We start from the raw sequence: 16,332 nt of genomic DNA, 5'->3' as shown, positions 1-16,332 counted from the left end.
GTTCTGACTTTAAATTAATTATAGTGAAATATTTACACCTGTAACAAAGGATTTAGCTCTTGGATAAGCACTAAAATCAACTCCTCGCGTTAAAGAATTATTAATTACACTAACTTCAGGATCATAGCCTGAATATTTGGTAAATACATATAAATTATAGGCAGTAAAGTAAAATCTCATTCTTGAAATTTTAGTATCATTTAGCCACTTTTTAGGCAATGTATATCCCAAGCTTATATTATTGATACGTAAAAATGATCCATCCTCTATGATATCACTGTACAAACGACCTCCACTGCCACCCAGATAAGATGGATTCTTTTTTCCAACGTTTAAAGCAGCTAATTCATCAGGGTTTGTAACTCGTTGTCCTGCTGCATTAATAGTAGTCCATCTGTCTGCAAATATTTCTAATGTATTTAAAACATCCTGGTTTAGTCTGGAATTGTTTAAGGTGTTTGCATTATAAATATCGTTGCCCACAGTAAAGTTTAGAAATATGCTTAAATCCAATCCTTTGTATGTAAATGTGTTATTGAAACCACCAGAGAATTTAGGATTAGCATTTCCTATAGGAACTCTGTCTAAATCTGTAATTTTGCCATCAGGTACTCCATTTGGTCCGCTAATATCTTTGAATTTCATGTATCCTGGCTGAACTACAACGTTATCTGCAGGTACAGTTGATTTTAGAGTATAAGTATTAGTTGTTGCATTGTAATCAAAATCGCTGACCTGATATAAACCATCATTAACGTAGCCATACATAATACCAACAGGTTTTCCTACTTGTAATATGTAGTCGTTAATAGTAGAATAGCTATTGGTTAACATTGTGTTTTCGCCTTCACTCAAACGAAGAACTTTAGTCTTGTTGAAAGCTATGTTAAAACTTGTGTTCCAAATGAAGTTAGGATTTCTAACATTTACTGTATTTAGTGTAAATTCAATTCCTTTGCTTGATGTTGATCCAATATTTTGGAATTGTTTTTGAAAACCTGAGCTGGCAGCTAGGCGCGTGTTAAAGAGTAAATCTTTAGAACGGTTTTCATATAGTTCAGTAGTAAGCGCTATTCTTTGTTTGAAAAAACCTAAATCTAAACCAATATTTGCAGATTTAGTAGCTTCCCATTTAAGTGACGGATTAGGAATGTTATTTTGAAAAGCAGCAATTACACTTTGATTGTTAAGTGGATAAGAACCTGTAGTATATATTCCTAATGCAGCGTAATTTGCTATTCTGTTATTTCCAGCTTCACCATAACTTAAACGAAGTTTTAAATCAGAAAAAGTAGTGGAGTCTTTCATGAAATCCTCGTTGATGACTCTCCAGGCTCCTGATATTGAAGGAAAGTAACCCCATCGGTTCTGTGAACCGAACTTAGAGGAACCATCGGCTCTAATACTTGCTGAAAGTAAGTACTTGTCTTTAAAAGAATAATTAGATCTGGCAAAAAAGGACAACATTTTATCATCTTCAGCATACGATGTTGGAATTCCTGGAATCGTGCCTAACTCTAATTTATCCCACCCCATATTCACAACAGGGAAGGCAGAAGCACTAACGGAATGTGATTCAGCATAATTGTAAATGTATTCTTGTCCAAGCGTAACATCAAATTTGTGTGCTTTTTTGAATGTAGTATTGTATGATAGCGTATTGTTGTAGTTAAATCGATAGCTGCTAAGGTCGGTAATTCCGCCGTTTGGTCCTCCAGATCTAATAGCCTGAATCCCCTCAGCACCATTGAAATATTTCTTTGTTGTGCCTGAAGTAGTGTAGCTTACCAAACCTCTGTAAATAATTTTAGGGGTAAAATTGTATTGAAGTTGAAGGCTTGAATTTAAGGCCTGTATAGTAGATTCTCTTTTTTGATTATCAATTGTAATCTGTGGATTTTGAAACACAGGAGAAGCAGGATTGTCTAATGGGTCAATAATTAAATCCTCCAGTGCATCATCTGATCCTGATTTTCCAATTACAGGTCGGTATTGAAGTAACGTTTGTAACATGCTTAATCGGGCATTTCCTCCTTCATTAGTACCTAATCCTGTTATTTTCTGATCAGAATAATTAATGATAGCATTAAGCGTTAACTTTTTACCCATAGTATGATTTAAGGCCAGCTTAAGAATGTCTTTTGTTGACGCACTCCCTTGCATAATACCTTGATCATCACTTTTGGAATAAAACATATTATATTTTGTATCATTCTCACCACCACTAATGCTCACTTTGTGGTACTGATTTACTACTGGTTTTCCAAATACTTCTTTTTGCCAGTTTTTACCAGCTCGGTTTGCATAAAGACTTTCAAATTCGTTATAATTACCGTAATTATTAGTAAACGCATCAAATCGTACAGTTCCAAGATTGGTTTCATACATCAACTTAACATAATCGTACGGATTCATTACAGGAATTTCAGAAGTTACCATTTTTATTCCCCCATAAGAATCGTAACTAAGCGTTAATTTACCTGCTTTTGCTTTCTTAGTAGTTACTAAGATTACCCCGTTTGCACCTTGTGCACCATAAATAGAAGTCGATGAGGCATCTTTTAGAACATCCATTGTCTCAATATCCATCGTGTCCAAAAATCCTAATCCACCAGTTTGAGGTACTCCGTCAATAACATAAAGAGGTTCATTACTTTGAGTTATAGACATGCCGCCTCTTATGGTAATAGAAGGCTGAGACCCTGGCGTTCCATCCGGCATACTTACTTGCATACCAGCAATACGTCCTTGTAAAGCCTCTGCCACGTTTTGCACTGGTACCTTTGCAAGCTCATCTCCTTTAACGGAAGATATTGCACCTGTAAGATCTTTTTTAGATTTCGTACCATACCCGATAACAACTACTTCGTTAAGATCGTTAGTTTCCTCCTGTAATTTGATATTAATAGAGGATCTGTTGCGAACCTTCTCTTCAGTTGTTTTTGTACCTAGATAAGAGAATATTAATATTGCGTTCGATTTAACTTTAATTTGATAAATACCATCCATTGTGGAAATTGTGCTGTTTTGTGTCCCTTTTTCAGAGATAGTAGCACTTGGTATTGGCATCCCTTGTGAGTCCGTTACAGTACCTTTTACTGTAACTACATCTTGTCCGTATACAACTCGGCAAGTTGCAAGTAACAAAAATAAAAATATAGTCCTTTTCATAATTTTTCTTTAAACTGGAATAAGCTTTAATCTTAATTCCTATTAATATTATTTAAGTCGATATTCGGGTTTTACAAAATTAATTAGCGGCTACTTTTTCTGTAAATTTCAAGCAGATATTGATCTAATAATTTTATTACGGTTACGAAATCCCGAAATTACTCTTGTGATAAGTTTGGTTCTATGTTATATTTTTTTTCTTTTTTAAAACAATCCGTCTATTGTTGTTCGTTGAGAAAATTATAACAATTTATTAACTTCAGAAAGTCGCTGGGGAATTTTACGCTGAGGAAATAAAAATAGATTTTGTAATGGTCGGTTCATTTTTTTTGGCTTGGTCATGTTTTTTTTGTTTATAATAAAAACAAATATATAAATCGACTATACAGATGAGTTTCGAAAATGTCCAAATAACTATTGATTTTGATTAATATTGCTTTGTGAATTATTTAAAAACCCTTTGAAACCAAGGTTTTGACGTGTTTTTTGATTTGCTTTTTTATAAATAAAGTATTGTTTTTACTGAGTTATTCTCCAATAATTTGTGTTTGATGAATGTTAAATTAAATACAGTAAATTGTTAACGAAAACGATGTAATTTTTAATAAAATTAGAGTCCAAAAAGGGCTGTTTCTTATTTCCTTTTCAGATAAAACTGATAAAATTAAATTTGAAATTGCCTTATGAATTTAAATTACTTAGGATGAAGTACAGAAAACTAATTTTGAATTTGTTTTAAAAGAATTGGAGGATAAAAAAAGACGCCTAAAAGAATAGTTTTAGACGTCTTTAGAAAGTGTAGAGAAAAATCACTTAATCTTTCAGGCTGGTTTTTAGTTCGCTTTTTTTGCCATCAATGATAATGTTCAGACTAATATTCCCTTTTTCATAATCGTTATCTGCATTGGGTTGAATACTAATTTCTGGCATTTTATTTCCGTCAAACGGATATAATACAGTTATAAATTGTTCTGTTGTACTGTTGCTTTTTGGCTTTTCAAAAACAAAAGTAGGTCTTGCGATTTCTTTTGCATAGGCATACGATACTTTTCCTTCTTCTTCTTTCAGTGATAACTTATCCGAATTTAAAGATTGAATTAAGAGATTATTGCCGTCTGCATAAGTGGTGTAGACTTTGTTATTGGTTTTATCGAAAACGGGATTACTGTCTTCTTTTAATTGAAAATGAACACCCAGATTTCCAGTGGCTGAACCGATAGCTTTGTCAATAATCACAAAATATTTCTCATCAATAAAAAAAATCGAACGCTGATGACTCAAATTCTTATAACTTGGATTAGTATAGGTAATCAAATCCAGATTTTTATTGGTTTTCCATTTGTTTTGTTCTGCTTTAGTAATCAACATATTCTGATTGTCCAACGTTAATGTGGAATGAACTTTTGTCTGACGGTACCAATCTCTCATTTTAGTCACTTCAGCATCACCACTATAGATATAGCAACCTGTATCTGGTGTAAAATTGCGTCCTTTCACAAATAGTTCAAAGGTACCATTATCGGGTTGTGCATGAAATTCACCCGGAGGGCTGGCTTTTAAAATCATTACAGTCGATTTATCATCCCATCCGTTACGAAAAGTGTAAAACCCTGCATCTGGTAAAGCTGTTGATAAGAAATCTATTGTACCTTCTTTGCCATCTGCAGCAAAATATTTTAGTACGTGATTATCGGGAAATATTTTAGACCAGCTTTGAAACTGCTTTAATCGGTATGATTTTTCTTGTATCCATGAATCACCGAACATAGGATTATTATAATCAGGAAACGATATTTTTGCTATTGCCACCGTCATATTTTCGGTAGTTTTAATGAAGCTAGCTGGAAATTCTTTTTCGACCCCAGCCAGTTTTGCCGAATTGTAGGCTTTTAAAAAAATCTCGATAGTTGCTACGTGGTAGACTGGCGAAAGTTCAAACTGAACACCATCAGGATAAACTTGTTTTTTTATTTCTCTAGTAAGTATTTCGATCCCGCTTTTGCGCCAGATTTCGGCAAGTTTAAACTCTGGAAAAATAGCTCCGGAACCCAATACACGTTGTGCTTCGAACAGCAAATGGTTGCCATCTTTGGTATAATGTTGTGTTATGTAATCGACCTGTTTGTTGTACAGGTTTAAGAAGCCAAGCAAAAACGATGGCGTAAAATTTGGGGAATTCACAAATAAATTAAAGGTGCCTGGCAGGCTTTGGATTCGGTCAGAAACTTCTAGCGGACGCCACGCATAACGATCGTTTTCTTTAGACTTACCTAAAGGATTTTTGAAGGCCCAATCGTTAAACTCGAAAATCCATTCTTTTGCGTATTTTTCGTCGCCTGTACTGCGATAAGCTAATCCCAGTGATTGCCACCAGGCTACGCGGTGCAATTGCCAACGCACTTCATTGTCTTTTATAGGCCAATATTCCCAATTAATGTCTTTGCCATAATCGAAAAAGCCATAACCTTTGTGTGGCTGAAATTTATGCTCCAAGGCATTGTCTGCCTTTTCCTGATTGGCTTTTCCAATATCTTTACCTCTAAAACGGGCTTCGTCACCTATATTAAAATCAGGATGTTTAATGTTTTTTCTATTGCGATAATAGTCCAATAAAGCTTTTGCTGCATCCTCATATTTACCAGAAATATATAGCTTGTTTGCTTTTTCTAAACCAGGATAATTAAGATTGATAGCATCAAAACTTTCTTTTTTTATTTTTATTTCTTGCGCTTGGGTCAGGCAAACTGTCAATAGCGTAAAAAGAAATACTGTTGTTGTTTTTAGATTGATCATTAGATGTTAATTAAAAGAATAGTACTTGTTTTTTATATAACAAGAAGCTATTTCTGATGATCAAAAATAGCTTCTTAAATCTTTATGTGTTCATTAAGTCAGTAAAAATCATATTACTGTTTTATTAACTTGATTGTTTGTGTATTTGTTCCATTATGTATTTCGGCTAGATAAGCTCCCGGACTCAAATTACTGCCGAGTATCATAGATGATGTGTAATTTGATTTTACTGTGTTTATTTTTCTTCCTGAAAGATCAAAGAGATTAATCAAAATGGCTTGGGTTTCATCTCCTCCTGTAATGGTTATTTGGAATTCTGTTCTAGTAGGATTTGGCGACACAATAGCTTCAAAATCATCAATTTGTTTTGAAATCATATTGTTTTTAGCAAATGTATTTTGGCAATCGCCCAGATAACAACCGTGAGCCAAATGTGCTGAAACGGCATTGGTAGAAATACAAAGACTTTTATTGTTATGGCATACTGTAACTTTTTTAGACGCACATAAAACATCAACCACTTTTATTTGTTTTGAAGTTGAAGTAGAACAGCCTAGAGCATCTGTAATTACTACATTATAATCATGAATTCCTATTGTTGAAGGACTTACTGAAATAGTATTTGCTGTTGCTCCATTGCTCCATAAATAAGTAAAAGGAGCTATTCCGTTTGAAGGCGTAGCGGTTAGCGCTAGTGACGAAGGACCATAGCCTAAATAAATGGTATTTGCATTTCCGCCGGGATTTACGGCATAGACATCAGAAATGTTAGAAGAGAATATGTTGTTGATGGTTACTGTAGTTGTAGCGGTATTACTATTTCCTGCGTTGTCAGTGACGGTCCATTTGATGCTAGATTGTCCCACATTAAAATTCCCGCTTGCATCCAATCCGTTTCCGTTTCTTGTGGTTGCGCCTGTAATCTCGTAAGTAACCGTATTTATAGTACAATTATCTGTGGCTGTTGCCAAAGGAATTGTGTAATTATTGCTAGTATCATAACAAAGAGAAACAGAAGCAATTGCGTTTAATGTCGGAGTTGCGGAATCAATAACAGTTACCGTTTGAGAAGTCGTAGCGGTATTGCCGTTTACATCAACGGCAGTCCAGATAACAGTTGTTGTGCCCAGCGGAAACAATTCCGGCGCATTGTTGGTAATAGTTGCCACAGCACAGTTATCAGTAACTATCGGTTGAGGTAGTAATACTGCTGCACCGCATTGGTTTTCATCATTACTAACTGTTATTGCATCTGGCAAAGTAAAGGATGGTTTCTCTATATCATTGACTGTAATATTAAAAGAAGTTGTATTGCTGCTGCATCCGTCAGTGGCAGTCCAGATAACTGTGGTCACGCCTTTATTAAAAACTTTATTGGCTAGAGAGCCTGTTCCGCTAGCTATTGTCGCGCCACTTAACACGTAGCTGTACGTAATATTGTCGCAGTTGCCTGTAGCTGTTGCATCAAACTCATTGCTTTGCACTGTGTAAGTAGAAACGGCATTATCGGTGTTTTTTATTATATTATTTTTTGTTTCTATTTGCAAGTTTGATTCTACTGCCAAAACATTTCCATTAAAAGTAAAATTGTCGATACCCACAAGACCTCCAGAAGTGGTAGCTCCATACCAATACATCCTAAAAGTTATTTCGGAGTTTGTTGAAATATTAGCCAAATCATAAATAGAGCTGTTTCCAAAATTACTCGTATTGGTAGCATCGTCGCTTACAGTAACCGGTGCCGAAATGTTGTTGGTAAAATTGTCGAGGCTGGAGCGTAATACGTATGTGTTGGGATTTGTAACGCCTGCGGTTCTCCAATTAAAGGTTATATTTTTAAAGTTCAGTTGGTGGCATGGCTTTGGTGCAATTTTAAATTCATAATATTGTGCAGCATCAAACGGGCTGGGCGCAACGGCCGAACCTGTTGCCCAGCCACCCAATAAATATCTGCCGTTAAGGGTAGCACCTCCGGCGGGCGTCAGCGAGTTACGGGAAAAATCTGAGCTTGGCGAAGTGCTGTTAGATAATACATTAGACGCCAGCACATCGTTAGCAGGAGAATAAGGTGCCGGCAGATAGGCAGGATTATTATCTGTAATCATGTTATTCCAAAGAGCGATAGGGGTACTGGTATTGTTAAGCTCAAACACTTTTATATTGTCATGATGGGCTGTAAAAGTAAGTGTAGTATTGCCTTCTAATGACTCTCCCGGGTTTCCGGCTCGCGTATAAACCCCCCATTTTAAATAGCCTATATTTCCTGCCGATTGGCTGACAAAAGTTACAATGTTTTCCGACTGGTCTTTAAGGCTGTAATCCTGCTCTCCCGGCAGTTTTGTATATATCTTAATGTACCCGGTAGCATTGGTGGTCCACTTTACATCAATACGTAGGTGGATCCAATCATTTACATAATTGCGGAAATTATCTACTAATGGTGCAGAAGTTGTTATTGCATCGCCATTTGCATTTCTCACATCTCTTTTGCTTTCAATACCGTTTCGCTGTGCAATCACTCTTAATGGTTCTCCCACACCATCGCTCATTTTTAGCTGAAATAGGACTACGCCGTAAAGCGGGTCTGTAGAAGTCCAGGCAGGCCAATCCTTCATTTTAATACTTACTTCATAGCGTCGCTCTTCTCCGGGAAAAAATTGATATGCGTCAACTGTAGAAGATTCACTGCGTTGTCCACCGTCAGATTCGTAGGCAGGGTTTCCCATTTTTACAGTATGCCCTATGCCGTAGGTGCTATTATATCCGGGTACAATAAATGCTGCATCGGGTGCGGTAGCATGTGTAACATCAATACCCGTAAAGCCAGAATTTGTAGTTCCGTTTTCATAATTAACATTTAGAATTGTACCAGTGATAGTCGGTGGTGGAGGTGGAGGGCTGGCAGTTAAAAAATTAGAATAAGTGATATCATCAATATAAATTACCGGAGCTGATGAACCTGCTCCCACATTCAGCAAATTCATTCCATTAATAGTTGTTCCCTGTGGAAGTAAACCTGCTCCGGGATCAGCATTGGTAAGCACTTTTACATTGTCAATCCAAATATCAAAAGTTCCCGCCAAAAGGTTGTGTGTCGTTGTGTTTGTGCCGCTTCCAGTTACATATGATGTTGTGCTGTTACTGTTGTTCATGAAAAATTTCAGAGTATATGCCTGATTTTTATTAAGCGTAGTTTGAGAAAGTCCGACTGTTGTGTAGTTGGGACTAGTGGCTGAAGAAAGCCAATCGAGGCTAACAGCAGTGGAAGTAGGAGATAATCGTAAGGCGGCAAAGGTTTGCGGTAAACTTAATCCGCTACTGCTGGTAAAATTACTTCCGTTACCAAAATATAATAAAAACCTGCCGTTGGTTCCTGAGCTGATGTTAATCTTGCATTGAAAATTGGCAACAGGAGTAGCTGTAAAAGGAGCAAGACCAAATTTCGCGCCTGGCGTAGTAGTGCCACTGGTCATTTTAAGTTCGGCTCCACTGCCACCAGCAAAGTTGGAAGAAATCAATTCAACGGGGCCTTCGGCGGTCGACGAAGCCCTAACACCTGAATTGCCAGCACCAGTCAACGGTGCAGGCAAATAAGTGGAACTATAATTAGTGGATGTGTATGGAGCTGCAGCGACGGTGCCAAAGTCATATACCCAGCTGGAATTTTGTGCTTTGGCTTCTAACAGAGCAAATACACAGAGTAAAGCAAGTAAACTTTTTTTCATAATTATAGAGGTTTTTGGTTGCGTTAGTAGGTAAGCAATTCTATAGTTGATTATAATTGCCAGCTATACAAAGGCTTCTTTTTTTTTCTATAGGTAATGTGTTTTAAGGTTCATTAAATTAATTTTAGAGGATTCATTTTTTAAAGTTGAATTTTTTTGATTTCTGCATATCTTTTTAAGGCTTCTAGATAATAATAATCAGCATAATCAAGCGGAGTATCAATTTCAGAATTGTATAAAAAAGCACCTACGCTATGTTTAAGTAAAAAGTAACTATTTTCATCTGGCTTAGCCAAATAGGCATCTGATGATAAAGATTTTAATATTTCTTCGGCATAAGCAACATATTTTTGACCGTCTTTTACTTGTGTGCTCAATTCCAATAAAGCAGATGCTATTACTGCAGCAGCCGAAGCATCTCTTGGAGCAAGTTCATCAGTCTCTAAGGCATTGTGTACATCGTAATCCCATACAGGTATTTTATCTTTAGGTGTTTTGGGATTGTTCATAATGAACTTCGCAATATTTTCAGCTTGTTTTAAAAACTTTGGGTTTTTGCTGTTTTCATAACATACCGTATATCCGTATAGCCCCCAAGCCTGACCACGCGCCCATGCTGATTCGTCTGTTAATCCCTGATGTGTAGCTTTACGTAAAACTTTTCCAGTTGCAGGATCATAGTCAACAACATGGTAAGAACTAAAGTCTTTTCTGAAGTGATTTTTCATGGTTGTCAAGGCATGAGTGTCTGCAGCATTAGTATATTCTGGTTTGTTGAATTGTTTTGTTCCCCAATAGAGATATTCGAGATTCATCATATTGTCAATAATTACAGGATAATGCCACCATGGAAAATCCCAGGAGCGAATCACTCCAATTTTAGGATTAAATCTGGCGTACAGGTTTGCAACTCCATCACTCAGTGCAGGCAGGTAAGTTTTATCTCCTGTAATTCTGTAGGCATTTCCATAAGAGCAATACAACATGAAACCAACATCATGTGTGTTTTTTATATTACGGATAGAATCAAGAGCCAATGTGAATTTTTTAGCGTCTTCTGCTAACTTTTTGTCGCCTGTGAGTTCATATCCATACCAAAGACTTCCGGGGAAGAAACCAGTTGTCCAGTCTGTTAGACCTGCTAGTCTTACCGTTCCGTTTGGGTATACAGAACGAGGATTTTTTCCGGGTTTATAGGTTTGGGCTGCTTTGCTTAATTGAAAATGAATTACTTCTGTTGTTTTCTTAAACCAATCGTAAGTTGAATCTCCTTGATTGGGTTTTGCATAAGAACTTAAAGTAATTGCAGAAAGAGCTAGAAATAAGCTGAAGGTTTTTTTCATAGTTTAATCGGTTTATTATATTCTTTTATATTGAATATCTAAAGCGAAATTAAAAGGGACTACGAAAATTGTATTTCAGTTTTTAATATAAATGTTTTGAATTTGTCCAAAATTGAAAAAAACATAAGAAATAATATCATAACAATAATGGTAATAAAAAAACAAAAAGCCTGTAAACACAAAGTTTACAGGCTTTTTTGTGGAGTCGCCGGGAATCGAACCCGGGTCCAAACAAGCAACTAAAGAGCTTTCTACACGCTTATTTCCTGATTGAATTTTCGATGTTGAGCTAGGCCAGAAACAACCACCCAACACTTATCTTCTTAAATTTCGAAATCCACCCGAAGCTCATGGATATCTAGGTTTATTTTTACGGTTCCCCTGAACGGAACGCCACAAACCAAGGCTTTCCAGGAGAATCCAGCTTCCCTACCTTGTAGAGACGTGGCGCAATCTTACTATGATTCGGATTAAGCAGCTAAAGCGTAATTATTTTCGCCGTGTAAAAGTTTGAGATCTTATATTTACGAGCAAGGTCTCAATGCTCGACGTGCTTACTGTTCAATTCGACTTGCTGTCAAAACCAGTCGACCCCAAAAAATAAGTCTGCAAATTTAGAGTATTTGAAATTACTTTCTGCTAAAATTTTCAGAAAAATTTTGTTATTCTTCTTCTTTAAAGTTAAAAGGGTAATCTCCAAAGATTGGAGCCAGTTTACGAACCGCATAAGTGTTTCTGGTCATCTTGTTCGAAAGTGCAATTATCGTAACGCCTTCGTTCATTAAAGTGATATAAGATGAAGTATTGCCATGCCACCAGCCGTTATGGAAATAGAAATTCTGTCCCGTTTCCCAATTGATCATTCGGATTCCTAGACCGTAATTTTTAGTTCCTTTTCTTTCGTTGCTGTAACCAGTGTAAACTTGTTTCAGTAATTCAGGTTTTAAAAAGTCTGGAGATTGTCTTGCACGGTCAAATTTTAAAAGATCTCGTGCTGTAGAAAAAACGTTTTTGTCTCCATATACATTATCCAAATAATCAAAACCAATTTCGACACCGTTCCCTTTATAAGAAGGAACGATTTTTTTTCTGTCTTTGTCATCGTCAAAAACATAAGTGTTTTTCATTCCCAAAGGTTTGAAAATCATTTCGGACATGGCTTCTTTATAACTTAAACCAGTGATTTTTTCGATAATAAGCGCCAGCATCGCATAGTTGGTATTGCAATAGCTGAAACGTGTTCCGGTTCTGGATTCTAAACCAATATCTTTTGTTGCCAGAATATCCAGAATATCTTTATTCGTCAACTGATTGTGACGATCCCAAATAGATTTGTCTCTATCTGTAAAATAAGCATAATTACGCATTCCAGTACGGTGATCGAGAAGCATTCTGATGGTGCATTCTTCATATGGGAATGTTTTCAAAATAGTATTAACCTTTTGATCTAAATCAATTTTTCCTGCATTAACCAATTTTAAAACGGCTGTTGCGGTCAATACTTTGCTTACTGAAGCTATTTGTACAGGTGTTTCGGGTGTTATTTTAGTCCCTTCATTTTTATTAGCAAAACCATTGTAGCGTTCAAAAAGTATCTGACCATTTTTGGCAACTAAGAAGCTTCCATTCATATTATTATTAGGCCAGTTTTTATTGTAAAAGTGATTTATTCTTCCAACCACCGAGTTCTTATAGGCTTGAGAAACTTTTGGTTCTGCACCTAACGGCTTCATTTTAGGTAAGGTATCTTCGACTGTATTGGTAGTAACTGTATCTGTTTTTTTGTTTTGACCACATGAACTCAAAACTAGTACAGAGAAAAGTATTTGTGGTATCTTTGTTTTTTTAAGGAAAATCATTTGCATCGTTCTTTAAAAACAAATATATCGAATTCAATTTTGTTGTTTTCTCAATTCTGAGGCTTTAATTTGTGTTTTTTAACTTTTTTTTAAGAATCATAAAATACAGTTGTTTGTTTTTCAGCTTTTAACGGTTTTAAAACATTTTAAATAGAATTTTAGAAACAAAATTTTAACTAAATTTGTTATATTTGAAACAAAAATACTATAAAAAGTTATATTATTAAATATCTAAAATCAGTTTTAAATGAAATTTGGAATCATAAAAGAAAGAAAAAATCCGCCGGATAGAAGAGTTGTATTTTCTCCAAATGAATTAACAAAATTAAAGCAGCTTTATCATGAAGCAGCTGTAAAAGTAGAAAGTTCTGATATTAGAATTTTTTCTGATGATGATTATAAAAACATGGGAATTTTGGTTACTGATGATGTTTCTGATTGCGATGTTTTATTTGGTGTGAAAGAAGTTCCTGTAGAGAATCTGATTCCAAACAAAGCTTATTTCTTTTTCTCCCATACTATTAAAAAACAGCCTCATAATAGAAAACTGCTACAGGCTATTTTAGAGAAAAAAATTGATTTGTACGATCACGAAACTATTGTAGATGAACATGACCGTCGTTTAATTGGTTTTGGTCGATACGCGGGAATGGTTGGTGTTTATAACGGAATTCGTGCGTTCGGAATTAAATTTGAATTGTTTAAACTGCCAAAAGCAGAAACACTTTCAGGAAAAGAAGATTTGATAAAGCATTTAAAACGCATTACGATGCCGGCTTTGAAATTTGTGGTTACAGGAACTGGAAAGGTTGGAAGCGGTGTAAAAGAAATTTTGGATGCCATTAAAGTAAAAGAAATTACAATAGATAATTATTTAACTAAAACCTATGCGCAGGCAGTTTATGTACAACTTGATGTTTTAGAATACAACAAAAGAAAAGATGGGCAGGTTTTAGATTTTAATGATTTTGTACAAAATCCAGAAGAATACGAATCTGATTTTGAACGATTCACTAAAGTTTCAGATATTTATTTTGCGGGACATTTTTATGCCAGCAATGCGCCAATGATTTTAACTAAAGAAATGCTAAATGCGAGCGATTGTAAATTAAAAGTGGTGGCAGATATTTCTTGTGATGTAAATGGCCCGATTGCGTCAACTGTTCGTTCATCAACAATTGCGGAGCCTTTGTATGGGTATTTTCCGTTGGAAGATAGGGAAGTAGATTTCTTTCATCCTGCAGCAGTTGCTGTTATGGCAGTAGATAATTTGCCTTGCGAAATTCCAAAAGATGCAAGTGAAGGTTTCGGCGAACAATTTATGGAATATGTAATTCCAGCTTTCTTCAATGGGGATAAAGATGGAATCCTAAAACGCGCCAAAATAACAGAAAACGGAAAACTAACAGAACGATTCAGCTATTTGCAGGATTATGTAGATGGGGGGAAAGTAAGTTAGGGGTTATGAGTTATGGGTTGATAATTAATCATTAATAGTAAGAGTGGTCAAATATTTTATGTTTGACCACTCTTTTTATTTTCAAGAGCAAAACTTTTAACTCTTAACTTATGACGGATAACTTCAAATCAAATCAAACCATATCCTCCGGTTTCACCCAAGCATCAAAATCTTCAGGAGTTACATAACCTAAACGAACAGCTTCTTCTTTTAGAGTAGTTCCGTTTTTATGTGCAGTTTGTGCAATTTCTGCCGCTTTGTAATACCCGATTTTAGTATTTAAAGCTGTAACCAGCATCAATGAGTTATCAACTAATTCTTTGATTCGTTTATGATTTGGTTCGATTCCTTGGGCACAGTGCTCGTCAAAAGAAACACAAGCATCACCTAATAATTGTGCCGATTGTAAAAAGTTAGCCGCCATTACAGGTTTAAAAACATTCAGTTCATAATGTCCCTGCATCCCGCCAACAGCAATTGCCATATCGTTTCCAATTACTTGTGCGCAAACCATCGTTAAAGCTTCACATTGTGTCGGATTTACTTTTCCTGGCATGATAGAAGAACCCGGCTCGTTTTCGGGAATATGAATTTCTCCAATTCCAGAACGAGGTCCTGAAGCGAGCATTCTAACATCGTTTGCAATTTTATTTAAAGAAACAGCCAATTGTTTTAAAGCTCCGTGTGTTTCTACAATGGCATCGTGTGCTGCAAGTGCTTCAAACTTATTTTCGGCAGTTACAAAAGGATGGTTGGTAAATTTTGCGATATATTCTGCGACTTTTACATCATATCCTTTTGGAGTGTTTAATCCTGTTCCAACAGCTGTTCCTCCTAAAGCAATTTCAGCTAAATGTACTAAAGTGTTTTTCAAAGCTTTTAATCCAAAAGCTAATTGTGCTGCATAACCAGAAATTTCTTGTCCGAGCGTTAGGGGAGTTGCATCCATTAAATGCGTACGCCCAATTTTTACAACATCTTTGTATTCAGCTGCTTTTTTTGCTAATGTTGCGTGTAGTTTTTCTATACCAGGAATTGTGGTTTCGACTACCATTTTATAAGCGGCAATATGCATTCCAGTTGGGAAAGTATCATTGGATGATTGTGATTTGTTCACATCATCATTGGCTTTGATGAATTGTTCGCCTTCGCCAATTTCAAAACCTTTAAGTACTTGTGCACGGTTAGCAATTACTTCATTCACATTCATGTTGCTTTGCGTACCGGAACCGGTCTGCCAGATTACTAATGGAAATTGATCGTCTAGTTTTCCTTCCAGAATTTCGTCGCAGACAGCTCCAATAGCATCTCTTTTTTCTATTGGTAAAACGCCTAAATCATAATTGGCATAAGCAGCCGCTTTTTTCAGATAAGCAAAACCTTCTATAATTTCTTTCGGCATTGAAGCCGATGGCCCGATTTTAAAATTGTTTCTAGAACGTTCTGTCTGTGCACCCCAATATTTATCGGCTGGGACTTGAACTTCGCCCATGGTGTCTTTTTCTATTCTGTATTTCATTTTGTTGTAAATATGTTGTTTGTAAATGTAAATATGATATTCGTTGTCAAGTGTTTAGATGTGATTTGTTGAAGTTAATGGAACGCTGATAAAGCAGATTTACTTCGTAAAAACGCGGATTGAAACGGATTTTTTTTAGCATTAAATTTCTTTTGAAAACGAAAACTAGCCCCGATAGTAGTGAAAATCCTTTTATGTTTTTTCTTTAAAAACATAAAAGATTACTTCGTCAGTTCGCTATCGCTCGTGTGTAGCGGATAGCGGGAAACAGCTCCTGAAAATACTCATGATTATTCTAAATTTAGACAGTTCAATAAAATTCAAAAAAAAATCCTTATTTAAAATGAGTATAAATATACATATAAATGTTATTTAACGAAAATTGATTTAGATTTTATTGCTGAGAAAAAATATATACGCTACATTTGTCGTAACATTCAAAAATTCCGGAAAACATGTTTGA

Annotated in this window: 7 protein-coding genes and 1 other RNA gene; 1 reads left to right on the top strand and 7 read right to left on the bottom strand. The window is 35.7% G+C overall.

The annotated features are described in order from the left end of the window. Positions 1-18 precede the first annotated feature (18 nt). The 6 genes from BM289_RS06580 to BM289_RS06555 all read right to left on the bottom strand — a co-directional run bounded on the left by BM289_RS06580 (position 19) and on the right by BM289_RS06555 (position 12,897). Complete coding sequence (locus BM289_RS06580; RefSeq protein WP_091491870.1) at positions 19-3,171, bottom strand: SusC/RagA family TonB-linked outer membrane protein; 3,153 nt, start codon at positions 3,169-3,171, stop codon at positions 19-21. 813 nt (positions 3,172-3,984) lie between these two features. After that, positions 3,985-5,964, bottom strand: coding sequence for a heparin-sulfate lyase HepC (hepC, locus tag BM289_RS06575; protein WP_091491868.1), 1,980 nt, complete (start codon positions 5,962-5,964; stop codon positions 3,985-3,987). A 113-nt stretch (positions 5,965-6,077) separates the two neighbouring features. Then, positions 6,078-9,689: a heparin lyase I family protein gene (locus BM289_RS06570; RefSeq protein WP_091491866.1), complete on the bottom strand. Its 3,612-nt coding sequence runs from the start codon at positions 9,687-9,689 to the stop codon at positions 6,078-6,080. Between the two features lie 140 nt (positions 9,690-9,829). Then, positions 9,830-11,032 (bottom strand): glycoside hydrolase family 88 protein, encoded by a 1,203-nt coding sequence (locus BM289_RS06565; protein ID WP_091491865.1) that lies wholly within the window; start codon positions 11,030-11,032, stop codon positions 9,830-9,832. A gap of 197 nt (positions 11,033-11,229) precedes the next feature. Further along, positions 11,230-11,627, bottom strand: a transfer-messenger RNA (tmRNA) gene (gene ssrA, locus BM289_RS06560). Between the two features lie 67 nt (positions 11,628-11,694). Beyond that, positions 11,695-12,897 (bottom strand): serine hydrolase domain-containing protein, encoded by a 1,203-nt coding sequence (locus BM289_RS06555; RefSeq protein WP_091491863.1) that lies wholly within the window; start codon positions 12,895-12,897, stop codon positions 11,695-11,697. 241 nt (positions 12,898-13,138) lie between these two features. On the opposite strand from BM289_RS06555, the gene BM289_RS06550 reads away from it, so the two are divergent. Beyond that, positions 13,139-14,350, top strand: coding sequence for an NAD(P)-dependent oxidoreductase (locus BM289_RS06550; protein ID WP_091491861.1), 1,212 nt, complete (start codon positions 13,139-13,141; stop codon positions 14,348-14,350). Between the two features lie 133 nt (positions 14,351-14,483). Here BM289_RS06550 and fumC read toward each other — a convergent pair whose 3' ends face one another. After that, positions 14,484-15,869: a class II fumarate hydratase gene (gene fumC, locus BM289_RS06545; protein WP_091491860.1), complete on the bottom strand. Its 1,386-nt coding sequence runs from the start codon at positions 15,867-15,869 to the stop codon at positions 14,484-14,486. Between the last annotated feature and the right edge of the window lie 463 nt (positions 15,870-16,332).

Origin of the sequence: Flavobacterium phragmitis (assembly GCF_900112575.1) — a bacterium.
GTDB lineage: Bacteria > Bacteroidota > Bacteroidia > Flavobacteriales > Flavobacteriaceae > Flavobacterium > Flavobacterium phragmitis.
This window is presented reverse-complemented; position numbering and strand designations above follow the sequence as displayed.

Bases quoted from the DNA above. Each gene is read 5' to 3' on its own strand.
- BM289_RS06580 (WP_091491870.1), bottom strand. From the start codon at position 3,171: ATGAAAAGGACTATATTTTTATTTTTGTTACTTGCAACTTGCCGAGTT.
- hepC (WP_091491868.1), bottom strand. From the start codon at position 5,964: ATGATCAATCTAAAAACAACAACAGTATTTCTTTTTACGCTATTGACA.
- BM289_RS06570 (WP_091491866.1), bottom strand. From the start codon at position 9,689: ATGAAAAAAAGTTTACTTGCTTTACTCTGTGTATTTGCTCTGTTAGAA.
- BM289_RS06565 (WP_091491865.1), bottom strand. From the start codon at position 11,032: ATGAAAAAAACCTTCAGCTTATTTCTAGCTCTTTCTGCAATTACTTTA.
- BM289_RS06555 (WP_091491863.1), bottom strand. From the start codon at position 12,897: ATGCAAATGATTTTCCTTAAAAAAACAAAGATACCACAAATACTTTTC.
- BM289_RS06550 (WP_091491861.1), top strand. From the start codon at position 13,139: ATGAAATTTGGAATCATAAAAGAAAGAAAAAATCCGCCGGATAGAAGA.
- fumC (WP_091491860.1), bottom strand. From the start codon at position 15,869: ATGAAATACAGAATAGAAAAAGACACCATGGGCGAAGTTCAAGTCCCA.